The following is a 25,140-nucleotide window of genomic DNA, read 5'->3' as shown; positions in this document are numbered from 1 at the left end:
CTTTTTCAATATAATCACGGAAATCATTAGGCAAAACTTTCATCTTCACGATTTCACCAGATTCATCTGCATAGCCCAAAATATGGTGATCTTTAGATAATAATCCGTCCATAAACATTGTAAAATATCCAGTTACAAGTTTACCATTATCATCATTGGCACCTCTTAGATAAAGTTTATTGTCATTAATTGTCAATCCAGATGAATCTAGACTAATAACTGGACTTGAGTTTTTAAGATAAAGTTCAGCCCCAACTTTTTGAATAGGGAAGTGAGTAGTGAATTCTGGTAGATTCGCAACCTTACGTCCATCTGCTCCAAAGTAATACTTATTTGGTAAGTTTTGGAAATTCTTTATGACAGCTTTAGGATCAATTTCTTCCCCTGGTTTTTTATTATCAGTAATTGCATCTAAAGTATTTCGTTTTATATCGCCAATCTTTTGATAAGAAAAACGTTCAACAATAGGTTTGATATACCAGGCATTCTTTTCGATAACAACTCCATCTTTCTTATGAACAAGGTGATAGTCATAACCATCAGACAAAGTAACGATATCTGTAATAACTGTATCATCAAAAGGATCTTGTTCAACCTGACTTGGAAGTCTGGTTAACATATAACCATCCTTACCAATGACATAACTTTCCCCATCACTGGCTGGAACAGCTCTGTCTGCGACCATTGCACCTGATTTTTCAAAATAAGACCATTTACCATTTGCAGTAGCCCATCCTGTTGCCATAGCGCCACTGCCTTTTAGGTAGTACCAAGTTGATCCTTCTTGGTACCAACCTGTACGCATGGCACCACTATCTGCGAGTGAATACCAGGTGCTACCTTCCTTGTACCAGCCAGTACGCATGGCGCCACTATCTGCTAGTGAATACCATGTATTCCCATCTTTGAGCCAGCCTGTCTGCATATTACCAGAACCGTCAAAGTGGTACCAAGAACCTGCGTTTTGTACCCATTTGTTTTTAGCGAGACTGCCATCTTGTGAAAGATTCCAGTCAGATCCATTTTTAACCCAAGTATCTGCAGCCTGTGCTTGATTGATAGACAAAAGTAGACCAGCACCTGCAAGCAAACAAAGTGTAAGTAGTTTAGATTTTTTCATAGCCATTTCCTCCTAAAATAGATAAATCCAAATCAAGAAAATCAAATAGAAATGAAGGTAAAATAGAACTCCTAAAATTTCCAAGAACAAAAGATAGAGACTAGTTTATCAAAAGTACATAGCCATCACCTTCCCCCAACTATAAAATAAATCCTTTTTTATATCTACATTATAGTCCTGTAAAAAAGGAAAGTCAATTAAAATTGTGACTATATTAACATTTTTGTTTTAGCAGAAATCAATTGATATTTTCATTTGATCTTCATTTCTTATCTCCTTTGGGGGATTGATTTTTCTGATTTCATTATAGCCCTTATTTGTTTTCATATCTCTCCTGTCCCTAGAAAGACTAAATCTGTTCCTAAACGGTCACTTGAACCAAAGAAAAATTCCAAAGCAAATGCCTTGGAACTTCTTATCTTTATTTTGCTTGAATGATTTTAACCACATCTCCTACACTTTGGAGATGGTCAATTTCCTCATCGCTGATTTCGATATTAAATTCATCTTCCAGCGTCAAGATAAACTCCATCAAGTCAACTGAGTCAGCATCCAAGTCGTCTTTCAGACTCAAGGATTCTGTCACGACAAAGTCCTCTCCCTGTCGCTCTTGGATAATGGTCACAATACGGTCAAAAATTTCTTTTTCTGTCATCTCTTTTATTCTCCTGAAAATTCACGCGCAGTCTGGGCAACTACGTCTGTTTCTAGCATGGTACGAATCTGGCGGATTGTACTATAAACAGCCTTGGCATCGCTTGAGCCATGAGTCTTGACAACAGGTGCCTTGACACCAAACAAGACCGCTCCACCAACATCTGAATAGTTGAGCTGTTTTTTCAAACCTCTGAGGCTGTCCTTGAGAAGGAGTGCGCCTAGTTTCGCTCGAAGACCACCACCTGTAATAGCTGTCTTGAGCAAGCCCATGATTCCCATAGCTGTCCCTTCAATGGATTTGAGCACAGCGTTTCCCGTGAAACCATCTGCCACGACAACATCCGCAACGCCATTCATCAAATCACGCGCTTCCACGTTTCCGATAAAGTTTAAACTTTCATCAGCTGCTAGTAATTCGTAAGTTTCCTTACGAAGCGGATCGCCCTTGCTACTCTCTGTTCCGTTATTGAGCAAGCCAACACGTGGTTGCGCAATGCCACGGACATTTTTAGCATAAAAGGAACCTAGAACCGCGTATTGATGGAGATGCTGGGCTGTATTTTCTGCATTAGCACCGAGGTCCAGCATGTCAAAACCTTTTCCATCTACAGTCGGCAAGGTTGACATAAGCCCAGGACGATCGATATTCTTGATACGACCCACGATGAAAAATCCTGCTGCCAACAAGGCACCTGTATTCCCAGCTGAGAGAACAGCGTCTGCTTCTCCCTCTTTGACAGCCTTGGCTGCCAATACCATACTAGCGTTTTTTTTCTTTCGAATAGCTCTCGTAGGTTCATCGTCTGAATCAATCTTCTCATCCGTATGGATAATGCTGACGCGCTCTGTCGCTGTCAGATATTGCTTGATTTTAGCTTCATCTCCGTAGAGTTGAACCTCGATATCTGAAAAGTCAGCTAGGGCTTGATTGACACCCTCAACGATGGCCTGAGGTGCGTAATCGCCCCCCATGGCATCTACTGCGATTTTTTTCATTTCTTTTCCTCTTTTAGTAATTGTCCCCAGTCTGCTAGGGAATCAATAAATTTCTTTGATTTTAGGTGAATCCCAACATACTCTTCGTAGAGTTGATCCATAAATTGGCGTAGCTCTTGCTTGATTTCAGGCTTGAGCGAAATGGTCTCCAAAGTCTCAAAATCAATGGCTTGAAATTGATTGAGCAGATAAGGGATATTGGGATTGAGATGGCAACGTCTCTCATCCTCATGATAATGCTCTGGACAGAGGCAGGCTCCATATTTGAAAGAAAAGTCAAAAGCCTGACCAACCCGATGACAAAAGACACACTCATTAAAATTGAGGCTGATCCCAAATCGAGTCAAGATTTGAATTTCAAAAATATTGGTCAAAACTTGATAATCTAAACCCTCTTCCATCAACTCCAAGGTCTTTTGTAAAAAAGCAAACAAGGGGGCATCTTGCTGATTGTCCTGCAAACTAGCATCTGCAAGAGCCGCTACATAGGTCGCATAGGCCATGACAAAGAGGTCACTATTAATCTTGGGAAAGGTCATCACCTCATGATAGTCCTCAATGTAACTGAGCCCATCATCATTGATTCGTAAGAGAAATCGTGCCAGCACCAAGGGCTGAATAACCGGTGCCAGCTTAGACTGGCCAGCATGTTTAACGAAAAACATGCGTTTGCCAGCCTGCTCTGTAAAAATCTTGACGAGCTTGTCATCCTCCCGAAAATTGCGATTGTAGAGCACCAAGCCTTGACTCGTGATAGACTGAATCATGCTTCTCTCATGTACTCCTCAAGTCGTTTCATGGCTTCTTTGATAGTCTCCATGCTGGCTGCATAAGACAGGCGAACATAACCTTCTCCATAACGCCCAAAGGCGGCACCAGGAATAAAGGCAACGGCCTTCTTCTGAGCAAAATCCTTCAGAAAAGCAAAGGAGTCTTGATTGTAGCCCGCTGGAATCTTAGCAAAGATATAGAAGGCACCGTCTGGTTTGATAATCTCAAAACCAAGAGCAGTCATTTTCTCGATAATATAATCTCGACGCTGGATGTATTCCTTCTTCATAGGTTCCGCATCATTTTTACCAGCCGTCAAGGCTTCTACCGCAGCATGTTGAGCCATGGTATTTGCGGCAGTCACCAAGTACTGGTGACTCTTGATTAACTGGGCTGTGAAGGCCGCAGGAGCGAAAATCAGCCCCAAACGCCAACCTGTCATGGCATGTGATTTAGATAGACCATTGATAATAATAGCCTGATCTCTCAACATAGTTCCCAGAGATACATGGGCTTCCCCTGTATAGGTCAATTCTGAGTAAACCTCATCACAGACAACGAAAATTTCGTACTTGCGTAAAACAGCTGCCAAAGCTTCCAACTGCTCCCGACTATAGGTAATTCCTGTCGGATTAGCTGGATAGTTGAGAATAACTGCCTTGAGCTTGTCACCTTGATCCAAAATGGCCTTCTCCAACATCTCAGGAGTCAAGACAAAACCATTTTCAGTTGTGTCAATCTCGACAATCTCTGCCCCAACTAGATTGACAATTGGCTCATAACCCGGATAAGCAGGAGCTGGCAAGAGCACCTTGTCTCCCTCTTCCAAAATAGCTGTCAAAGTAGCAGATAAAGCCTCTGTCGCCCCAATTGTAACCAATATTTCATTTTCAGGAGCATAGTCCAGTTGGTACTTTTCCTTAACAAAGTCACTGGCTGCCTGACGTAAAGTCAACAGACCACTCATCCCTGTATAGTAGGATTGGTTCTGGTCAATCGCTCGCTTGGCCGCCTCCTTGACATGATCTGGCGTTGTAAAATCAGGCTCCCCCAAGGTCAAACGCAAAACCCCAGGAATCTCAGAAATAGCCTGGTCAAACTGACGAATCAACGAAACTTGAATCTTATCTAACTGTTTATTAAAGCGCTTAGTTAAGTCCATAGATACCTCCTACTTTCAAAACGTATCTCTATTATACTATAAAAGCCCCCCGACCGCAAAAATACATGATAGAATAACTTTCCACTTTCTATTTTACTTTTCCTGTTTACAGGTCTATAATGGTAACAGATTCTATTTGGAGGTTTTTATGTCATTTCTATCAAAAAATGGAGCAGGTATATTGGCCTGCCTTCTGATTTCAATCGTATCTTGGTACTTAGGAGGATTCTTCCCTGTTATTGGCGCGCCTGTCTTTGCAATTTTCATAGGCATGCTTCTCCATCCCTTTCTCTCGTCTTATAAACAACTGGATGCTGGATTGACCTTTAGTTCCAAGAAATTGCTCCAGTATGCCGTTATCTTGCTTGGTTTTGGTCTCAATATCTCGCAAGTCTTCGCAGTTGGGCAATCTTCACTCCCTGTCATCCTGTCCACCATCTCAATAGCCTTGATTGTTGCCTACCTCTTCCAGCGTTTCTTTGCACTGGACACAAAACTGGCTACCTTGATTGGAGTGGGTTCTTCTATCTGTGGGGGCTCTGCCATTGCAGCGACAGCGCCCGTTATCCATGCCAAGGAAAAGGAAGTAGCCCAAGCCATCTCCGTTATCTTTTTCTTCAATGTCTTGGCTGCGCTCATCTTTCCAACGCTAGGTACCTGGCTTCATCTATCTAATGAAGGCTTCGCCCTCTTTGCAGGAACTGCGGTCAATGACACTTCCTCTGTAACAGCTACAGCTAGCGCTTGGGACAGTCTCTACCAGACCAATACCCTCGAATCCGCAACCATTGTCAAACTCACACGTACTCTGGCTATTATCCCCATCACTCTCTTTCTCTCCTACTGGCAAAGTCGCGAGCAAAAAAATAAGCAAGGTTTGCAACTGAAAAAAGTCTTCCCGCTGTTTATCCTTTACTTTATCCTTGCATCTCTTCTAACCACCCTCCTGACCTCTCTCGGTGTGTCCAGTAGTTTCTTTACCCCTCTCAAACAACTCTCCAAATTCCTCATTATCATGGCCATGAGTGCTATCGGTCTCAAAACCAATCTAGTAGCTATGGTCAAATCCAGCGGAAAATCAATTCTTCTTGGAGCCCTTTGCTGGATTGCCATCATCCTCACCAGCCTTGGCATGCAAGCATTGATTGGTATTTTCTAACACAAAAGGTAGCCCACCAGCTACCTTTTTCTTATGCTTCCTCAATCAAGCGTGTATGTTCTCTCTTAATACAACGATTCATCACGATGTCATCACATCCACCAGCACGCAAGATTTCTTCCGCTTCTAGACTTTCAAGTCCTAGCTGTGCCCAAAAAATCTTGGCGTCAGCTTTGAGAAAATCACGCGCCACATCAGGCAAAAACTCGCTGCGACGGTAAACATTGACAATATCTACAGGAAAAGGAATCTCAGCTAGACTAGCATAAGCCTTTTCACCCAATATTTCGCCACCTGCCACCTTGGGATTGACTGGGATAATTTTATAACCCCGAGCCTGCATTTCCTTGGTCACTCGATTGCTCGTTGTTTCCTCACGGTCTGACAAGCCCACCACAGCAAGGGTTTTACTCGTTGCGAGATACTGACGAATCACGCCATCACTTGGATTGATAAATTCTTGACTCATAGAAATCCTCCTTTTTCATCAGTATAGCACAATTTGAAAAGGCTTGCATAATTCTACTACAAAAAAGGAGAACTAGCCCCCTTTTTATTTAGCCTCGTACCAGGTTGCACCTTCATTTTCATCTGCGATGAGGGGAACACTGAGTTGAATGGCTTCTTCCATGGTTTGTTTGACCAATTTTTTCATCTCTGCCAATTCAGATTTAGGAACTTCAAGGACGATTTCATCGTGCACTTGTAACAGCATCTTAGTCTGATAGCCACCTGCAACCAAGGCTTTATCCAGCTGAATCATAGCAATCTTGAGAATATCTGCCGCCGATCCCTGAATAGGAGAGTTGATAGCAGTCCGCTCCGCAAAACCACGAATGTTGAAGTTGCGAGAATTGATATCTGGCAACTCACGACGACGCTTGAAGAGGGTCTCTACATAGCCTTTATCACGCGCCTCACGCACCACTTCATCCATGTAGTTTTTAATACCTGGAAAACGTTCAAAGTAGGTATCAATATAGGCTTTGGCTTCCTTACGGCTAATGCCTAAATTATTAGACAAGCCAAAGTCTGAAATCCCGTAAACCACTCCAAAGTTGACAGCCTTGGCATTGCGACGGTCGTTTGCAGTCACATCCTCAGGACGTTCAATGCCAAAGACACGCATGGCTGTCGAGGTATGGATGTCCGCTCCCTCTTGGAAGGCCTTAATCAAGTGCTCATCATTAGAAATATGCGCTAAAACACGCAATTCAATCTGTGAATAATCCGAACTGAGCAACACACTATCCTCCCACTCGGGTACAAAAGCCTTACGAATGAGACGGCCTTGTTCCAATCGCACAGGAATATTTTGCAAGTTTGGATCCACACTAGACAGACGCCCAGTCTGGGTCAAATCCTGCACATAGCGAGTATGAATCTTGCCATCAGCCAAAATCCAGTCCTGCAAACCAATCACATAAGTCGATTGAATCTTGGCAATCTGACGGTAGTCGAGAATTTTCTTAACAATCGGCGCAATAGGAGCCAAGCGTTCCAAGACATCCACTGCTGTCGAATAACCTGTCTTGGTTTTCTTAGTGTATTCTAGAGGTAGCCCCAATTTTTCAAAGAGAAGCACGCCCAACTGCTTAGGCGAGTTAATATTAAACTCCTCACCAGCCAGTTCGTAAATCTCCTGAGTCAGTTTTTCAATAACAAGCTCATTTTCAGCCTGCATCTCAAGCAAGGTCTCTTTCTTGACCGTAATCCCAGCAATTTCCATCTTGGCAAGGACAAAAGCCAGAGGTTGCTCCATATCATAAAGAAGCTCTAATTGCCCATTTTCACTGAGTTTTTCAAGCAAAATAGGCTCAGTCTCAACCAAAACAGCAAGCTTACGCGCCAAATGTTCCAAGAATTTCTCGCGTTCAGGAATGGCCTTCTTGACTCCCTTACCATAGAAAGTCTCATCATCGACCAAGTAAGTCTGACCATAAAGACTAGCGATGGTCGCAATTTCATTGTCCTCCACAGTCGAAAGGAGATATTTAGCCAAACGACTGTCAAAAGCAGGCGCCTGCAAATCCACACCCAAACGATGCAAGAGAACTTTAGCTTTCTTAAAGTCATACACCCTCAAAGGTGTTTTTTCTAGAAAATCTTTGAAAATAGGCTCTTGCAAAAGTTCAAGCTTGTCTGTAGCATAGAGCTTATCCCCACAAGACCAAGCAAAACCAACCAAATCATCCGTATGGTAATTCTCACCAAAAAGCTCAAAGTGAAAGATAGCTTCTTCACTCAGCATATCTTGACTGACTTGCTCAACGATAGTAAAGTCCAAACTTTCAGCAACATCAGCTGACGACACATTTAAAGCCTGTTTGAGCTGTTTGAAGCCCATCTCATCGTAGAATTTTCCAAGATTTTCCACATCTGGACCGCTATAGACCAAATCCTTCAAACCAATCTCAATCGGTGCCTTGGTATCAATGGTCGCCAGTGTTTTTGACAAAAAGGCCTGTTCCTTATCATTGATGAGATTTTCCTTCATCTTAGAAGCCTTCATCCCATCGATATTCTCATAAATTCCCTCAAGCGAACCATGCTCCAGCAAGAGCTTGATACCCGTCTTTTCACCGATTTTGGTCACCCCAGGGATATTATCCGACTTATCACCCATGAGCGCCTTGAGATCGATAAACTGAGTCGGTGTGAGCCCCATTTTTTCCATAAGATATTCCGGCGTAAAGGCCTCAAACTCAGCCACACCTTTCTTGGAAATCTCAACCACCGTATGCTCATCCGTCAGCTGAATCAAGTCCTTATCCCCACTGACAATGGTAATATCAAAACCATCCTGCTCTGCTAGTTTATCCAGTGTCCCAATAATATCATCCGCCTCATACTGAGCCAACTCATAGTGACGAATCCCCATATGATCCAACAACTCACGAATGAAGGGAAATTGCTCACGAAACTCATCAGGAGTCTTAGCTCGACCACCCTTATAGTCCGCATACATCTCTGTACGGAAGGTCGTCTTTCCCGCATCAAAAGCCACCAAAATATGACTCGGCTCAACCCGCTCCAACAAATGGCTCAACATCAACTGAAAGCCATAAATCGCATTGGTATGCAAGCCAGCCGCATTCTTAAAACGGTCCAACTGCTGATAGAGCGCAAAAAACGCCCGAAAAGCAACAGAAGACCCATCAATCAATAATAATTTTTTCTTATCCATACACCCATTATAAAGGAAAGCACCAAAAAATACCATTGAGAAGAGCGATACCCAATATTTTTCACACTTTTTCCGAATAAATAGATAGAGCCAAAGAATCCAGTAAACCTAGATTTGAAAATGTGCTATAATGAAAGGAGAAAGAGTATGGCATTACGTCATCCGGGCATCAGCCCAACCAATGACTTGGTTGCTAAGAAAATTTTCAGCAATCCAGAAATCACTTGTCAATTTATCCGTGATATGCTGGACTTGCCAGCCAAAAATGTAACGATTTTGGAGGGAAGTAACATTCACGTATTACCCTCCATCCCTTATTCAGCGCAGGATTTCTATACCAGTATAGACGTCTTGGCAGAGTTGGACAATGGCACGCAGGTTATTATCGAAATCCAAGTTCATCATCAGAATTTTTTCATTAATCGCTTGTGGGCTTACCTGTGCAGTCAGGTCAATCAAAATCTTGAAAAAATCCGCCAACGTGAAGGTGATACCCACCAGAGTTACAAACACATCGCACCAGTATATGCTATCGCTATTGTGGACAGCAATTATTTCCAAGATGACTTGGCTTTCCATAGCTTTAGTATGCGCGAGGACACGAGAGGTGAGGTCTTAACCATCACTAATAACGGTCAAGAAAACCATCTAGTCAAGATGGCGTTCTTGGAATTAAAAAAATACAGAGAAACCAGCAAAGACAAGGTTCGCAAGCCCTGGTTGGAGTTTTTCGGCAACAAACCCTTTACCCAACAACCTGAGCGAGCTATCAGCCAAGCAGACCAACTGCTGGACTACAAGAGCTGGTCCGAGGAGGACAGGAAGATGTTTAGTGAACAACGCAGGCGTGAAGAACAAGCCTTGTTAGCGCATGACTATGCCTTGGAACAAGCTGAAGAAAAAGGATTAGAGCGTGGTCGAGCTGAGGGTATCGAAGAGGGATTAAAAGTAGGTTTAGTAAATCTAGTCCACCAAGGTCTTCTGACTCCCAAGGTTGCCAGCCAGCAATTAGGCATGACCGTGGCTGAGTTTGAGGAACTATTGAAAGAGCATCACAAATAAGAACTAAAAAGTACAGAGAAACCAGCAAAGACAAGGTTCGCAAACCGTGGTTGGAGTTTTTCGGGAACAAACCCTTTACCCAGCAACCCGAGCGAGCCATCAGCCAGGCAGACCAACTGCTGGACTACAAGAGCTGGTCCGAGGAGGACAGGAAGATGTTTAGTGAACTACGTATGCGTGAAGAACAAGCCTTGTTAGCACAGGATTATGCCTTGGAACAAGCTGAAGAAAAAGGCTTAGAGCGTGGGAAAGTTGAAGGAAGGGAAGAAGGGAAACTTTTTGCCTTCTTAGACATGGTTCGCCAAGGTATCCTGACTTCCGAGGTTGCCAGTCAGCAACTGGGCATGTCAGTTTCTGAGTTTGAGGCCTTGTTATAAGTTTATAAACATAAAAGTGAACAAAACTAAAACATCATTTTGTTCACTTTTTTCTTCTTTTCAACAGAACTCTCACTATAGCCCATATCACAAAAAGAGAAGGTCATAAATCCTTCTCTTTTATATCTTCAACTAATTAGTTTTTACGTTTTACAAATGGAAGGGCACCAAGGAGTAATCCTAGGAATCCTAATGATGCAACTGCTGCATTATCTTTACCACCAGTATTTGGAAGTTCTTTCTTATCTTCTGCTTTTGCAGCTGGGGCTTGGTAAGTGTTATCTTTGTTAGTAACTGCTACAGTTGGTGCAACTGCTGGTGTTGTAGCTGGAGCCTCTGCCGGTGTTGTAGCTGGAGTCCCTGCTGGTGTTGTAGCTGGAGCTTCTGCTGGTGTTGTAGCTGGAGTCCCTGCTGGTCTGTTAATAATATAACGATCACCTGGGTAAGGGCCACCATCATTTGGTAATTTAGGTTGCTCTGATTCAACATAAAGAGGAAGTTCTGGTTGTACAAGTGGTTCTACTCCATTTAATACAAGATCAAGTTCTTTTTCTGCCTCTGTTGTATCTTTTCCTTCAGCTTTTAATTTTGCAATATTACGTGTCGCCAAACGAACTTCTTCAGCTTCGCGATCTGCAACATATGAATAATAATCTTCATCTGCTTGATCCAATGCTTCCTCAGCATCTTTCAAATCTTGCTCAGCTTGTTTTAAAGTTTTCTCTGCTTCCTCTTTTGATTTAGGATCTTTTGCAGCTGCCAATTCCTCTTGAGCTGCTTTAACATTTTCTTTAGCTGATTCTACAGCTGCCTTAGCTTCTTCTCTGTTAGATTCAGCTTCTTTTTCATCATGATTAGCTGCAGCTAGTCTTTCTTCAGCATCTTTAACATCTGTTTTTTCTTCGTCTAAACGTTTGTTGATTTTATCTTGAGCATCAGCGTCAATCCCACCGTTTAATGGTTTAACTTCTGTTACTTCACCTGATTCGTTACGAACTAATTCAGCACCTGGGGCAGGTTTTGCATCTTTTACTTCTTGAGGTGCATAGTTTTCACCATATTTTCCTGCTTCTGCTTCATCTGATTCAGTCTTGCTAGCTTCTGCTAAATCTTTCAGTACATCTTCAGGTGTGATTTGTTTTTCATCAATAGCTTTTAATAAATCTTCTTTACCGATAGCTGCTTTAGCTTCTAAGATTGCTGCTTCTTTATCAGTAATTTTAGCATTTTCATTAATAGCTTTTTCAGCTTTTTTTTCTAAATCAGTGAAGTACTCAGCTACATCTTCTTTAGTTACAGCAGTTGAAGCTGCTTCTTCAGCCTTCACAACTGACGGGTGAGAAGCAAGGAAACCTGCTCCAAGAACTGCGACACTAGCCAAGCTAGCAGTAAGAAGTTTTTTCTTATCCATAAAGTATTTACCACCTTTAATATCTTTTTGCTGTCATTGTACCATTTTCTTTCGAAAAAATCAAGAAATAGAACTTCTATCAATAAAAAAGTAAGAGGAAATTCCTCTTACTTTCTGCATGATTCGTATTAGACCCATTCACCATTAGAATTAACAGTGTAACCATTGATAGTTGTACTTACTGCTAAGGCTCCTGATGAGTATGAGTAATACCATTTACCACCAACTTGGTACCAACCAGTCTTCATAGCACCTGATCCATCTAGATAATACCATGTTCCGCTTTGGTTTAGCCAACCTGTTTTCATAGCGCCTGAATTATTGAGGTAATACCAAGTTCCACCTTGGTTCAACCAACCTGTTTGCATGGCACCTGATCCATCTAGATAGTACCATACTCCATCAACTTTTTGCCAGCCTGTTTGCATGACCCCAGAAGCATCCAAATAGTACCATGAGCCATCTTTAACCCAACCTGTCTTCATGTTATCTTCCGCATCATAATAGTACCACTTACCATCAATTTTATTCCATCCTGGCTTGCTACTTGCACGATCCGCTAAACGATAAGTCACACCGTCAATAGTGACAGAACCTGTTTTACGTTCCCCTTCTGGAGTAAGATAATGATAAGCACCGTCACTATCTTTTACGAGACCAACTTTACGTTCTCCATCATTTGTAATATAGTACCATTTCTTATTTGTATCTTGAACGAGACCTGTTTTACGGCTACCGTCTGCCAATAAATAATACCACTTCTTATCAATCTGTTGAAGACCTGTTTGTTGAATCCCCTCTTTAACGTAGTAAATCTTCTCACCTTTTGCAATGATAGTAGTTGGTTTAGAACCATCATCAGTAATATAGTAATCCTTACCACCTTCATTGACCCAACCAGATTTCATAAGGCCATTTTCATCAAAGTAATAACGTTTATCTTTGATTTCTAAGATCCCAGTCTTCATAAAACCATTTTCATCAAAATAATAAGTCTTACCATCAACAGTCTGCCAACCTTTGACTAGATTATTATTAATATAAAGCTGGTATTTCCCAGAAACCGTTAACCATTTATACTCGTCTTTATCGATATTAGATCCTGTACTTGTATTTGCATTTGATCCAGTGTTGTTACCTGTGTTTGCACTTGAACCAGTGTTGTTACCTGTGTTTGCACTTGAACCAGTGTTGTTACCTGTGTTTGCACTTGAACCAGTTGTTGATGCTGAGTCTTTTACATAATAATGAACCCAAACTCTTCCACCATTATCAGGTTCACTACCAATATACTTATAACCTGGTATATCTTTAGGATCATTATACTTGTTATCACTATTAATTCCAGTAATAGAAGTTGCTCCATAAGCTCCACCTGAAACCTTATAGTCTGTGCGAGTAACGACAGATGGGTCTGCTGGTTTTGCTTTAGGTTCGACAGCATACACTGCATCTTGATTAGAAAGTGCTGCAGTCAAAGTACTAGCTCCAAGTAATGTTACACCTGCAGCACCTATTGCTAAAATATGTTTTGCTTTCATCTTTTTTACCTCTTTATCACTTATTCCGTGTATAATGTTACACCCACTCACCATTTGCATTTAGAGTATAGCCGTTAATCGTTGTATTTACTGCAAGAGCACCTGAACTATAGGCATAATACCACTTACCACCTGCTTGGAACCAACCAGTCACCAGATCACCAGAAGTATTTAGATAGTACCAGACACCATCTACTTTTGCCCAACCAGTAGCCATTGCACCATCGGAGTAGAGATAGTACCACTTGCCACCTTGATTTAACCAGCCAGTCTGCATAGAGCCAGCGCTATTAAGATAGTACCATTTACCAGAGATAAACTTCCAACCAGTTTGCATACTACCATCTGCCGCTAAGTAATACCAGCTACCATCATTTACCCAGCCAGTTTTCTTCACGCCATCTTGATCAAAGAAATACCACTTATCAGCGATATATTGCCAACCTGTAAGTTTCTCTTCCACTTTTTCTGTTCCAGTAACACTATCGTCTTTTACAAACCAATGTTTACGAACTCCTTGGTCAATCTTAGTTTCTACAAAACGATAACCTTTAAATGTACCATGTTCAACTTCTTCAGCTTTTTTGGCAGCATTAGCAGGAAGAAAAGCTTTTAATTCTCTACTAGTTCCATCTGATTCCATTACCAACCAAGAAGTCCCTTTGACTGTATCTTTAAATGGTTTTAAGATGTCAGGTTTTGCAGAAAGTCCATCTACCTTATCTCCCGTAACTGTCACTGCTGGCTTAAAGTAATGCTTTAATACAGTTCCATCTATTGAAGAAGTATCAAATTGATACCCTGAAAAAGTACCTGGAGAAGATGTTTCAGGTTTTGATGAATCGTAAGATTGCGCATTCTTTAAAATCTTTTCCTTTCCATCTTCCTGTTTTGTGACCCAAACAACTGTCTTATAAACATTTGTTTCCGAAGCTTTCACTTCAGTTACTCTAGCTCCAACAAGGGCAGTGCCTGCCAAGGTTGCACCTAATAAAATTTTCAACACTTTTGATTTCATTGGAAACCTCCTATTATTTTTAACCATTATAATACTTATACAAGATAAATGCAAGAAAAAACAGGAGATAACTCTCCTGTTTTATATTTCATGTATTAGGATTATACCCACTCACCGTTTGCGTTTACGTTGTAACCGTCAACAGTTGTGTTTACTGAAAGGGCACCTGAACCGTTTACATGGTACCATTTACCAGAAACTTCAAACCATTGGCTAGCTTTCATAGCACCTGTTGATTCAAGGAAGTACCATTTACCACCATCTTGCAACCAACCAGTTTGCATAGCACCTGATTTGTTTAGGAAGTACCAAGTTCCGTTAACGTTTACCCAACCAGTTTGCATTACACCTTTATCGTTTAGGTAGTACCAGTTGCCGTCAACTTGTTTCCAACCTGTAACAGCTGCAGCATTTTCGAAGTATTTCCAACCTTCAGCTGTTTGAGCCCAACCATATTGAGCAGCTGTAGTTTGGTTACCAATTTTTGCAGCACGATCGTCAAGTTTGTATGGCAACTCGATTGTTCCGTTAGTGTACAATGAACCAGCATATTGGTTACCAGCTTCAACAACGAGTTCGCCAACAAGTTCTACAGCTTCTTTAAAGTCAGTAGCTGTTTTAGCAACACGGTATTGAATCACTTCACCAGCTTTGAATACTGTTGGAAGTTCTGCATCACCTGATTGATCAGTTTTAACAGTAAAGTATTCTGGTTTCTGTTCACCTGAAGCAGGTTTCAAGAAGAAGTCTACTTCTACGTTAGGAACTGGACGTTTACCACCATCAACAACAGTTACACGAACACGACGGTTAAATCCATGTGCTGCGTCACGGTCGTAACGGATGTATTTAGATCCGATAGCAAAACCATAACCAAAACGGCTGTTTGTTGTTGAAGCATCTACACCTGAAATGTTGTGGTTAGGTTCAGTATTTCCACCATGATATGTGCTGAAAGAAGAACCGAAACGGCTATTTGTTGTGTCTTCTGCTGAAACAGCTTGTACAGCACCAAATGCTGCAAGAGCGACTGCGCTTGTCAATAAAACTTTTTTCATCGTTTTATCTCCTTTGTTTTTCTTTAAAATATTTTTTCGTAAGACTATCTTACTACCATACAGTATATAAATATTTGCAGGATTTGTCAAGGGTTTTCTTCGAGTTTTTAAAGTTTTTTCCTATTTTTAGAAAAAAAGGTGAAAAAACAACTTTGTGAGAGTGAATACGCTTAAAATATCCTATATTCAAGTGAAAATCTCACAAACTTTTAATCCTTGATTAAAATCATTCATATCTAATCCACATAGACAGTCGGACAGAACTCACTTCTATGGTATTATCCTATAACCCCTTCGAAATGTCAAGCAAAAATGACAAGTTTTTTGATAACAACTTGCCATTTTATAAACTTTCTACTATTTAAAATGTGACCTTATAGCAAGGCCTCAAACTCTGCGACCGTCATGCCTAATTGCTGACTGGCTACCTCTGGTGTCAGAAGATTTTGTCGAACCATATCTAGGAAAGCAAAGAGTTTTCCTTCTTCCCTTCCTTCAACTTTCCCACGCTCCAGTCCCTGTTCAATCCCCTCAGCACGGCCACGTTCAAGACCACGCTCTAAACCTTTTTCAATCCCCTCTGCCCTAGCTGTTTCCAAGGCATAGTCATGTGCTAACAAGGCTTGCTCTTCGCGCCTGCGTTGTTCACTAAACATTTTCCTGTCCTCCTCGGACCAGCTCTTATAGTCCAGCAGTTGGTCTGCCTGACTGATGGCTCGCTAGGGTTGTTGAGTAAAAGGTTTGTTCCCGAAAAACTCCAACCACGGCTTGCGAACCTTATCTTTGCTGGTTTCTCTATATTTTTTAGTTCTAAGAATGCCATCTTGACTAGATGGTTTTCCTGACCATTATTTGTGATAGTTAAGACCTCACCTGTCGTATCCTCTCGCATGCTAAAACTATGAAAAGCCAAGTCATCTGAGAAGTAGTTGCTATCCACGATTGCGATAGCGTATACCGGTGCGATGTGTTTGTAACTCTGATGTGTATCACCTTCTCGTTGACGAATTTTTTCGAGATTTTGATTGACCTGACTGCACAGGTAAGCCCATAAACGATTAATGAAAAAATTCTGATGATGCACCTGAATTTCAATGATTACTTGGGTGCCATTGTCCAACTCCGCCAAAACATCTATACTGGTATAGAAATCCTGCGCCGAGTAAGGTATGGAAGGCAAGACGTGAATATTACTTCCCTCCAAAATGGTCACATTTTTTGCTGGTAAATCCAGCATATCGCGGATAAATTGACAAGTGATTTCTGGGTTGCTAAAGATTTTCTTAGCAACCAAATCGTTGGTTGGGCTGATGCCCGGATGTCTTAGAATCATCCTTTTCCTCCTTTTATTATACCACAGTTTTAAATCTAGATTTGCTAGATTCTCTGGCTCTATCTATTTATTCGGAAAAGAGATGAAAAAACCTGAGAATCATCTCAGGCTTGGTCATTAAATCTTTTTCTCAATACTGAAAAGTGGAGAAAGTGGACGTTTTTCATGGATACGTACAATAGCATCCCCTAGGAGATGAGCGATTGAAATCTGCTCAATCTTATCAATCAAACGCTCTTCTGGGAGATAGATAGTATCCAAAACAACCAATTTCTTAATAGCTGAATTTTGGATATTGTCCATAGCGGGACCAGAAAGAACTGGGTGCGTACAGCTTGCATAGACTTCAACAGCACCAGCTTCTGCAAGGGCATCTGCCGCGTGACAAATCGTTCCAGCTGTATCAATCATATCATCAATCAAGATACAAGTCTTGCCTTCGACCTTACCGATGATGTTCATGACTTCACTAGTATTCATCTTATCAACGCTACGACGTTTATCAATGATAGCGATAGATGTTTTCAAAAATTCTGCCAACTTACGGGCACGAGTCACTCCTCCATGGTCTGGGCTGACAACCACATAGTCAGAACCAACCATGCCACGACGCTCAAAATAATCCGCAATCAGAGGAGCTCCCATCAAGTGATCCACAGGAATATCAAAGAATCCTTGAATCTGCGCAGCATGCAAGTCGATGGTCAATAAACGATCCACTCCAGCTACTTCAAGCATATTTGCGACAAGTTTTGAAGTGATTGGCTCACGCGCTCTCGCCTTTCTATCCTGACGTGCATACCCATAGTAAGGCATGACAACATTGACAGATTCTGCACTCGCACGCTTCAAAGCATCCACCATAATCAAAATTTCAAGCAGATTGTCATTTACAGGCGAGCTAGTTGATTGTAGGATAAAGACGTGTTTCCCACGGATTGATTCTTCGATGTTGACCTGAATCTCTCCATCTGAAAATTGGCGAACACTTGATTTCCCCAACTCTATCCCAATCTCCTGCGCCACACGTTCTGCCAATTCTTTATTAGAAGAAAGGGCAAACAGCTTTAAATCAGAAAAAGACATGATTTCCTCCGGTATATATGTATCGCTTGTGCTTTTCACAAGATTTTCCATCTACCATTGTAGCGCTTTTTGCACTATTTTTCAATCAAAAATAAAAGAAGGGCAGCATATTTGTACCCTTGCATCATTCTTTTGAAAAATATTCTAGTTCATCAACTCATTGTGTTTCTCAACAAAACGATAAGCCTGATAAAAACCATAGAGAGTAATAGCCATAACCACTGGAATCGCTAAAGGCAACTCTGTCTCTAATTCTACAAAAGGAGAGTTAAACAAGAAGTGAGTTCCCAAGGCTAAACCTAGGAAAATAACCCCCTCTTTCTTGCCAACCTTCTGTCCTTTATAAGCTCTGTAAAGCAAGTAAACACCCACTACAGCCAGACCTGAAAAAGTCCAGTGAGAGGCAATTCCTGAGATGATACGCTCCAAAATCCTTGAAATGGTAAAATCAAAGCCCTCTGGCAAATCTGTACGAATGTAGCCAATATCCTCAATCATTTGGAATCCCAAACCAGAAGCAATCCCAAGTAAAAACAAAGATTTTAATTTTCGCACAGGAACCAAAGCTAAAACAAAAACAAGTGGCAATAATTTCAAGGGTTCTTCTACCAAAGGAGCCACAATAGCACTTTCAAAGGCATTTAAAAATGCACTATCTGGGAAAAGAACCTCCAATAAATCATGGATATAGGTATTAGCAAAACTAGACAACCAGCCTGAAAGGAACATCCCACCCAATAAAGACAGAATCAAGGCCTTCTTGGGTAATTCCCATTTTTTCCCAATACGGAAAAGGAAATAAAGAGCCGGAATCATGTAAAAGAGAGCTAGAAAGATAGAAACTCCCATTAGTCCATATTCCGCACCTGACATCGAACCGTCCGTATAGTAGATGGTTTCATACTGCAAACCAATACATAGCAATAAAATAAAAATAAATAAAATACTGTTTTTCTTCATACACTTTCTTTCTAAATGAATTTTTTACAATTCTACGACTGTCATACTTCCTGTATCCACATCGTAAATAGCACCAGAGATAATGACATCATCTGGTATTAGGGGAGACTCGATAAGGAGTTGCATATCCTCGCGCACACTCTCCTCTATATTTTGGAAGGGCAAGAAGTCCTGGTCTGACACATCGACACCTAGTTCCTCTTTCAGATACTCCTGAAAAGAGCCATTTTCAAAAGTCTGAGCACCACAGTCTGTATGGTGTAACACCACAATCTCTCTTGTCCCCATCTGTTGCTGGGAAATAACCAGCGAACGAATCATGTCCTCAGTCACTCGACCACCTGCATTCCGCAAGATATGAGCATCCCCAAGTGCCAATCCCAAAGCTTGCGCCACGTGCAAACGTGAGTCCATACAGGTCACAATAGCCACTCTTGTTTTGGGTTTAAGTGGCAGATTTAACTGCCCATGTAGGGCAACATAAGCCTGATTGGCTTGCATAAACTGTTCAAAATACGACACGATTCCCTCCTCGAAAATTTGATAGTCAAATATTTCTCCTATCTTATCATTTTTAAGAGGATTTGTCACGGATTATGCAAAGACCTTTTTCAAAACTTCCTGAATCGTTGTCACGCCAATGACCTGAATTTCCATGGGTGGAGTGATTCCTGTCAAGGAATTTTTCGGTACATAGATTTTTGTAAAGCCCAGTTTAGAAGCTTCATTGATGCGTTGCTCGATACGATTCACGCGCCGAATTTCTCCAGTCAAACCCAGTTCTCCCACAAAACATTCCTGAGGGTTGGTTGGCTTGTCTTTATAGCTCGAAGCAATGGCAACAGCAACGGCCAAGTCAATGGCAGGTTCATCCAATTTGACACCGCCAGCAGATTTGAGATAGGCATCCTGATTTTGTAAGAGAAGACCTGCCCGCTTTTCCAAAACAGCCATAATCAAGCTAGCGCGATTGAAGTCAAGACCTGTCGTAGTACGCTTGGCATTTCCAAACATGGTCGGTGTTACCAAGGCCTGAACCTCCGCCAAAATCGGACGCGTCCCTTCCATGGTCACAACGATTGATGAGCCAGTCGCTCCATCCAAACGCTCTTCTAGGAAAACTTGACTCGGATTAAGAACCTCAACCAAGCCACCTGACTGCATCTCAAAAATCCCAATTTCATTGGTAGAACCAAAACGGTTTTTGACCGCTCTTAAAATACGGAAGGTATGATGGCGTTCCCCTTCAAAGTAAAGCACCGTATCCACCATATGCTCTAGCATACGAGGGCCAGCCAAGGTTCCTTCCTTGGTCACATGACCTACGATAAAGATGGCAATGTTATTGGTCTTGGCCAGTTGCATAAGCTCAGCAGTCACCTCACGCACCTGAGAAACAGACCCCTGCACCCCTGAAATCTCAGGAGACATAATGGTCTGAATGGAGTCAATAATGAGGAAGTTTGGCTGTATTCTTTCTACCTCAGCTCGAACACTCTGCATATTGGTCTCTGCATAGAGATAAAACTCGCTATCAATATCACCCAAACGCTCTGCACGTAGTTTAATCTGCTGGGCAGACTCCTCCCCACTGACATAGAGAACTGTCCCCACTTGAGACAACTGGGTTGAGACTTGTAGGAGAAGAGTCGATTTCCCGATTCCAGGATCCCCACCGATTAGGACGAGACTTCCTGGTACCACTCCGCCTCCAAGTACACGGTTGAATTCCTCCATCTCCGTCTTGGTTCGATTGACATTGATTGAAGTCACCTCAGCCAGTTTCATGGGCTTGGTTTTCTCACCTGTCAAGGACACACGCGCATTTTTGACCTCGGCAACCTCAACCTCTTCTACAAAGGAAGACCAAGACCCACAGTTAGGACAACGTCCCAGATATTTAGGGGAATTATACCCACAATTTTGACATACAAATGTCGCTTTTTTCTTTGCGATAATAAACCTCTTTCTATATCTCTAACTCACACTCAATCACTTGGCAAAAATCAATCTTCTCATTTGGCACAAACTGGCGCATGAGCATTCGATGAGCAACAACTACCACAGTCTGATGTTCTCGATACTTAGCCATGCATTCTAGAAAACGAGACTTCATCTCCGTAGATGTCTCATATTGAATAGGACTATTAGGAAGTAAATCCCCATTATTTTCTAGAAACATAGTACGAGCTTTTTCAAAATTATCTATGCCACTTTCATAGACCTGCCATTCATGCAATAATGGCTCCACTCTCAAAGGAAGTCCAGTAACACAAGCCACATAAGAAGCCGTTTCTAAAGCTCTTGTGACTGCAGAAGATATGATTATTTCAGCTGAAGGAAGCAAGGGATTTTTGCTCAGTTTCTGGGTTTGTTGCCTTCCCTTCTCAGACAAGGGCGCCAAATCTATCCCAAATCCCGTATAAGAACGCTCCTCTAACTCACGATAATCTGGCTCCCCATGACGTACAAAGATAATCTTCATTCTAGTGCCCAGTCGATCCAAATCCACCAGTCCGCACGCCGTCAGCCGCATCTCCATCTGCAATTAAGAAAGGAGCAAAGACAGCCTGGACCACACGTTCCCCAACTTCAAGAACAACCTCTTGGTCTGTGATATTCTTCATCTGCGCAAAAATATGCCCTTCATTCCCAGGATTTCCATAATAATCCCCATCAATGACCCCAACAGAGTTAATTAAAACCAAACCCTTCTTACGAGGGTTTGAAGAACGATCATATAGGTATAGAACCTCAGTTGGCTGCATATAAGCCTTAACCCCTGTCGGAACCAAGACAATCTCTCCTGGAGCAATAACCGTACGCACAGCAACCTTTAAGTCGTAACCAGCCGCATGCGCCGTCTCACGCTTGGGCAATAAATTTTCATCTGTAAAACTAGAAACCAATTCAAAACCACGAATTTTCATCATCTTCTCTTTTCTATTATCATTTATTCTAGATTATTCTATCTTATTTATTCGGAAAAAGCACGAAAAAAAGAGCACACAATTCAAATCGCTTAGGGCTGCTGGATTCCTCCCCTGACCCGCTTCACGCAGAACTGTTGCTCCACTATTTATTATATCACATTCCTATTCATTTTAAAAGCAAAATTATTTTTTCCGTCTATTTCTAAAAAAATCCTGCATAATAGTTGCGCATTCATCTTCCAAAATTCCTATTTCAACCTCTACACGATGGTTAAGACGCTCATCTGTCAAGATATCGTACAAACTCCCAGCAGCGCCAAATTTCTGGTTTTTAGCCCCATAGACCACGTTTGGAATACGGGCGAGTCCAATCGCCCCACTACACATGACACAAGGCTCAATGGTCACAAAAAGCGTACAATCCAGCAAGCGCCAGCTCTCCTCACTCAGGTTCGCATTCTCTATGGCCATAATCTCCGCATGCATAACCGCTCGCTGCAGTTCCTCACGCGCATTATGCCCACGACCAATGATTTCTCCGTCCTTGACAATCACACAACCAATTGGAATTTCATCGTGTTCAAGAGCAATCTCAGCCTCTCTCAAAGCTTCCCTCATAAAGACTTCTTTTTCTTCAACTGTATAATTCATCAATTTCCCTTTTCCTACTTATCGATTTTATTATTATATCATGAATCCCAAGACAAAAAAAGCCACCGAATGCGGTGACTTTATAGGGAGATTATTATGAAAAAGAAAAGTTTAGGATATTTGTTACAACAAGTTAGGAGGTCTTCTTGTAACTGTCTATAGTATACCCGACCTATCTTAAACAAATCTTAAAAATCTCTTACGACCAAACACTTTCTAAAATATTTGTTTGTTCACGACCAGGACCTACTGAGAAAGTAGAAATACGAACGCCAACCAATTCACTCACACGACGAACATAGTTACGCGCATTCTCAGGAAGATCTTCCAAATTACGAACTCCGGTAATATCTTCTGACCAACCTGGCAACTCTTCATAGATAGGCTTGCAACGTTTCAATTGCTCAAGACTAGCTGGATAGTAATCAATACGTTGGCCATCAAGATCATAGGCCACACAGATTTTCACTGTATCTAAACCACTCAAAACATCGATAGAGTTCAATGAAAGGTTAGTAATACCAGAAACGCGACGGCTATGGCGCATCACAACTGAATCAAACCATCCCACACGACGTGGACGACCAGTTGTTGTACCATATTCATGACCGACTTCACGGATACGTTCTCCCACTTCATCAAACAACTCAGTTGGGAAAGGACCATCTCCTACACGACTCGTATAAGCTTTACATACACCTACAACCTTGTCAATCTTGCTTGGACCTACACCAGAACCAATTGTCACACCACCAGCTACAGGGTTTGACGACGTAACAAATGGATAAGTACCTTGGTCGATATCTAGCATAACTCCTTGTGCACCTTCAAAAAGCACACGTTTACCGTTATCAAGCGCATCGTTCAAGATTACAGACGTGTCTGTCACATATTTCTTGATTTGTTGACCATATTCGTAATATTCTTCAAAAATATCATCGAAATCAATAGCTTTACTGTCATACAATTTTTCAAAAAGACGATTCTTTTCAGCAAGGTTACGTTCTAAACGCTCACGGAAAATATCTTTATCCAAAAGATCTGCAATACGAATCCCAACACGAGCAGCCTTGTCCATATAAGCTGGACCAATTCCCTTGATTGTAGTCCCAATCTTATTGTCGCCCTTAGCTTCTTCTTGCAAACGATCCAACTCGATATGATAAGGCAAAATGACATGCGCGCGATCAGAAATACGCAAATTATCAGTTGTCACACCCTCCTCATGAAGATAGCTCAACTCTTTTACAAGAGATTTAGGATTTACAACCATACCATTCCCAATAACAGAGATTTTTTCAGGGAAGAAAATTCCAGATGGAATCAAGTGCAATTTAAATTTCTTACCATCAATCACAATCGTGTGACCTGCATTATCACCACCTTGGTAACGTGCAATCACTTCTGCATTCGCTGAAAGGAAGTCTGTAATCTTCCCTTTACCTTCATCACCCCATTGGGTACCTACAACAACAACTGAAGTCATAATCTTGTCTGAGCCCTCAGGCTCTTCCTTTCTCACATACATGGCAGGACTCTCACCTGCAATTATATCTTACAATTTATTATAAGAAAAAATCGCCTTTTTATCAAGAAGAAACAATAGAAAGATTTGCTATTTCCAACTATTAAAAAATGATTTAGAAAAAATTTCGGCTTTTTACCATTATTTTTCCAAAAAAAGTTAAATTTGTTCGGAAATTAACTCATACTTTCTCAACAAGCAACAAAACCTTGTTTCATTATCAATTTTTCAAGATACAAACGATAAGCAACACGATAATGGTAAACAATAAAATCCCGATGACTCACAATACGATATCGGACAAGATAATAAATCAAAAACTTAAAATGAACATGTTCCCAATCAAAATTATCACCGAAGAACATACCATACTCTTCTTCAATATTTCTATAAAAATCCATCATCTGATCATAAATACTTTGTAGCATATATATACTCCTTTACTTTTTATGACCTTATTCTAACAAAAAATTATAAACAGTTATTATAAAATCCTGAATTGCTCAAATACCAACCTCAAAAAGATAACAAATAGGAAAAGTTGACAGAATAGGAACAAATCTACTACCTAAATTTCAAAAACTAAGATAATGGAAGCGGAAGGATGTGAACCCTCGAAGGAGCGTATTTACAGTCCGTCACGTTTAGCCTCTTCGCTACCCTCGATTAAAGTACTAAAAAGATCTCCTTGCTCGAAAACGGAGGGCTATGAAACTTTACTCAGCAAAAAATATCTCACACCAAATAACTCAAAATAGATTATTAATTATATAAAAAAAGAGGCCTAAACCTCTTTTTCTTAACTACTCCGCCAGTAGGACTCGAACCTACGACATCATGATTAACAGTCATGCGCTACTACCAACTGAGCTATGGCGGATTAAAGCTAAGCGACTTCCATATCTCACAGGGGGCAACCCCCAACTACTTCCGGCGTTCTAGGGCTTAACTTCTGTGTTCGGCATGGGTACAGGTGTATCTCCTAGGCTATCGTCACTTAACTCTGAGTAATACCTACTCAAAATTGAATATCTATTCAAATCAAGAAAACCGTTCGCTTTCGTATTCTCAGTTACTTTGGATAAGTCCTCGAGCTATTAGTATTAGTCCGCTACATGTGTCGCCACACTTCC

At 41.3% G+C, this 25,140-nt stretch carries 21 protein-coding genes, 1 tRNA gene, 1 rRNA gene, 1 other RNA gene and 3 pseudogenes; 3 read left to right on the top strand and 24 right to left on the bottom strand.

The window, feature by feature from the left end; translation table 11 throughout:
• From D8848_RS10380 to D8848_RS10355, 5 genes are all read right to left on the bottom strand, one after another.
• Positions 1–1,120 (bottom strand): N-acetylmuramoyl-L-alanine amidase family protein (locus tag D8848_RS10380; protein WP_142999026.1); only part of this gene is annotated, 1,120 nt, incomplete at its 3' end.
• Between the two features lie 421 nt (positions 1,121–1,541).
• A complete protein-coding gene (locus D8848_RS10370) occupies positions 1,542–1,775 on the bottom strand; it encodes an acyl carrier protein (RefSeq protein WP_049499076.1) in 234 nt (77 codons plus the stop codon).
• A gap of 5 nt (positions 1,776–1,780) precedes the next feature.
• Positions 1,781–2,773 (bottom strand): phosphate acyltransferase PlsX, encoded by a 993-nt coding sequence (gene plsX / locus D8848_RS10365; RefSeq protein WP_023932889.1) that lies wholly within the window; start codon positions 2,771–2,773, stop codon positions 1,781–1,783.
• Positions 2,770–3,540 carry a DNA repair protein RecO gene (gene recO / locus D8848_RS10360; RefSeq protein WP_033686080.1) on the bottom strand — a complete coding sequence of 257 codons (771 nt, stop codon included), beginning with the start codon at positions 3,538–3,540 and terminating at the stop codon, positions 2,770–2,772. The genes plsX and recO overlap by 4 nt, the downstream gene beginning before the upstream one ends.
• Entirely contained in the window at positions 3,537–4,706 is a 1,170-nt protein-coding gene (locus tag D8848_RS10355; protein WP_060627302.1) for a pyridoxal phosphate-dependent aminotransferase, read from the bottom strand. Before D8848_RS10355 ends, recO begins: the two co-directional genes overlap by 4 nt.
• A gap of 148 nt (positions 4,707–4,854) precedes the next feature.
• On the opposite strand from D8848_RS10355, the gene D8848_RS10350 reads away from it, so the two are divergent.
• Positions 4,855–5,865, top strand: coding sequence for a YeiH family protein (locus tag D8848_RS10350; RefSeq protein ID WP_125444053.1), 1,011 nt, complete (start codon positions 4,855–4,857; stop codon positions 5,863–5,865).
• A gap of 31 nt (positions 5,866–5,896) precedes the next feature.
• Here the strand turns inward: D8848_RS10350 and D8848_RS10345 are convergent, their stop codons facing one another.
• The gene (locus D8848_RS10345) at positions 5,897–6,334 is read right to left on the bottom strand and encodes a CoA-binding protein (protein WP_000076488.1); all 438 of its coding nucleotides are present in this window, start codon (positions 6,332–6,334) and stop codon (positions 5,897–5,899) included.
• 84 nt (positions 6,335–6,418) lie between these two features.
• Positions 6,419–9,052: a DNA polymerase I gene (gene polA / locus D8848_RS10340; RefSeq protein ID WP_125444051.1), complete on the bottom strand. Its 2,634-nt coding sequence runs from the start codon at positions 9,050–9,052 to the stop codon at positions 6,419–6,421.
• Positions 9,053–9,199: 147 nt separating this feature from the next.
• On the opposite strand from polA, the gene D8848_RS10335 reads away from it, so the two are divergent.
• Both D8848_RS10335 and D8848_RS10820 read left to right on the top strand, forming a co-directional pair.
• Entirely contained in the window at positions 9,200–10,114 is a 915-nt protein-coding gene (locus D8848_RS10335; protein WP_125444050.1) for an Rpn family recombination-promoting nuclease/putative transposase, read from the top strand.
• Positions 10,111–10,491: pseudogene (locus D8848_RS10820) on the top strand (Rpn family recombination-promoting nuclease/putative transposase); the annotation flags it as partial. The gene D8848_RS10335 and the pseudogene D8848_RS10820, both read left to right, overlap by 4 nt.
• Before the next feature lie 136 nt (positions 10,492–10,627).
• Here the strand turns inward: D8848_RS10820 and D8848_RS10325 are convergent.
• The 17 genes and pseudogenes from D8848_RS10325 to rrf form a co-directional block, all read right to left on the bottom strand.
• Positions 10,628–11,902: an LPXTG cell wall anchor domain-containing protein gene (locus D8848_RS10325; RefSeq protein WP_125444048.1), complete on the bottom strand. Its 1,275-nt coding sequence runs from the start codon at positions 11,900–11,902 to the stop codon at positions 10,628–10,630.
• A gap of 128 nt (positions 11,903–12,030) precedes the next feature.
• The gene (locus D8848_RS11065; protein WP_125444047.1) at positions 12,031–13,443 is read right to left on the bottom strand and encodes a nucleoside triphosphate hydrolase; all 1,413 of its coding nucleotides are present in this window, start codon (positions 13,441–13,443) and stop codon (positions 12,031–12,033) included.
• 37 nt (positions 13,444–13,480) lie between these two features.
• Entirely contained in the window at positions 13,481–14,461 is a 981-nt protein-coding gene (locus D8848_RS11060; RefSeq protein WP_312023121.1) for a hypothetical protein, read from the bottom strand.
• Between the two features lie 101 nt (positions 14,462–14,562).
• Positions 14,563–14,865 (bottom strand): annotated as a pseudogene (locus tag D8848_RS11000) (hypothetical protein); the annotation flags it as partial.
• A 1,028-nt stretch (positions 14,866–15,893) separates the two neighbouring features.
• A pseudogene (locus D8848_RS10305) lies at positions 15,894–16,852 on the bottom strand (Rpn family recombination-promoting nuclease/putative transposase).
• Positions 16,853–16,969: 117 nt separating this feature from the next.
• Positions 16,970–17,938 carry a ribose-phosphate diphosphokinase gene (locus D8848_RS10300; protein ID WP_000010160.1) on the bottom strand — a complete coding sequence of 323 codons (969 nt, stop codon included), beginning with the start codon at positions 17,936–17,938 and terminating at the stop codon, positions 16,970–16,972.
• A 144-nt stretch (positions 17,939–18,082) separates the two neighbouring features.
• On the bottom strand, positions 18,083–18,898 hold the full coding sequence (locus D8848_RS10295; protein ID WP_125444043.1) for a PrsW family intramembrane metalloprotease: 816 nt from the start codon (positions 18,896–18,898) through the stop codon (positions 18,083–18,085).
• Positions 18,899–18,922: 24 nt separating this feature from the next.
• Complete coding sequence (locus tag D8848_RS10290; RefSeq protein WP_084925939.1) at positions 18,923–19,420, bottom strand: beta-class carbonic anhydrase; 498 nt, start codon at positions 19,418–19,420, stop codon at positions 18,923–18,925.
• Positions 19,421–19,492: 72 nt separating this feature from the next.
• Positions 19,493–20,854: a DNA repair protein RadA gene (gene radA / locus D8848_RS10285; protein WP_125444039.1), complete on the bottom strand. Its 1,362-nt coding sequence runs from the start codon at positions 20,852–20,854 to the stop codon at positions 19,493–19,495.
• A gap of 13 nt (positions 20,855–20,867) precedes the next feature.
• Entirely contained in the window at positions 20,868–21,434 is a 567-nt protein-coding gene (locus D8848_RS10280) for a histidine phosphatase family protein (protein ID WP_185756890.1), read from the bottom strand.
• Positions 21,385–21,828: a dUTP diphosphatase gene (locus D8848_RS10275; protein ID WP_000701987.1), complete on the bottom strand. Its 444-nt coding sequence runs from the start codon at positions 21,826–21,828 to the stop codon at positions 21,385–21,387. The genes D8848_RS10280 and D8848_RS10275 overlap by 50 nt, the downstream gene beginning before the upstream one ends.
• A 56-nt stretch (positions 21,829–21,884) precedes the next feature.
• An RNA gene (gene ffs, locus D8848_RS10270) (signal recognition particle sRNA small type) lies at positions 21,885–21,982 on the bottom strand.
• A 32-nt stretch (positions 21,983–22,014) separates the two neighbouring features.
• A complete protein-coding gene (gene tadA, locus D8848_RS10265) occupies positions 22,015–22,482 on the bottom strand; it encodes a tRNA adenosine(34) deaminase TadA (RefSeq protein ID WP_125444037.1) in 468 nt (155 codons plus the stop codon).
• A 199-nt stretch (positions 22,483–22,681) separates the two neighbouring features.
• Entirely contained in the window at positions 22,682–23,968 is a 1,287-nt protein-coding gene (locus D8848_RS10260; protein WP_004237599.1) for an adenylosuccinate synthase, read from the bottom strand.
• A 230-nt stretch (positions 23,969–24,198) separates the two neighbouring features.
• Positions 24,199–24,435, bottom strand: a complete 237-nt coding sequence (gene comW / locus D8848_RS10255; protein ID WP_064275756.1) for a sigma(X)-activator ComW — start codon at positions 24,433–24,435, stop codon at positions 24,199–24,201.
• Between the two features lie 378 nt (positions 24,436–24,813).
• A tRNA-Asn gene (locus tag D8848_RS10250) sits at positions 24,814–24,887 on the bottom strand.
• A 5-nt stretch (positions 24,888–24,892) separates the two neighbouring features.
• Positions 24,893–25,008, bottom strand: a 5S ribosomal RNA gene (gene rrf, locus D8848_RS10245).
• Positions 25,009–25,140 lie beyond the last annotated feature (132 nt).

The sequence above is a fragment of the Streptococcus mitis genome (genome assembly GCF_003942775.1).
GTDB lineage: Bacteria > Bacillota > Bacilli > Lactobacillales > Streptococcaceae > Streptococcus > Streptococcus mitis_CN.
The sequence above is the reverse complement of the archived record's forward strand: the minus strand, read 5'-3'. Positions and strand labels throughout refer to the sequence as shown.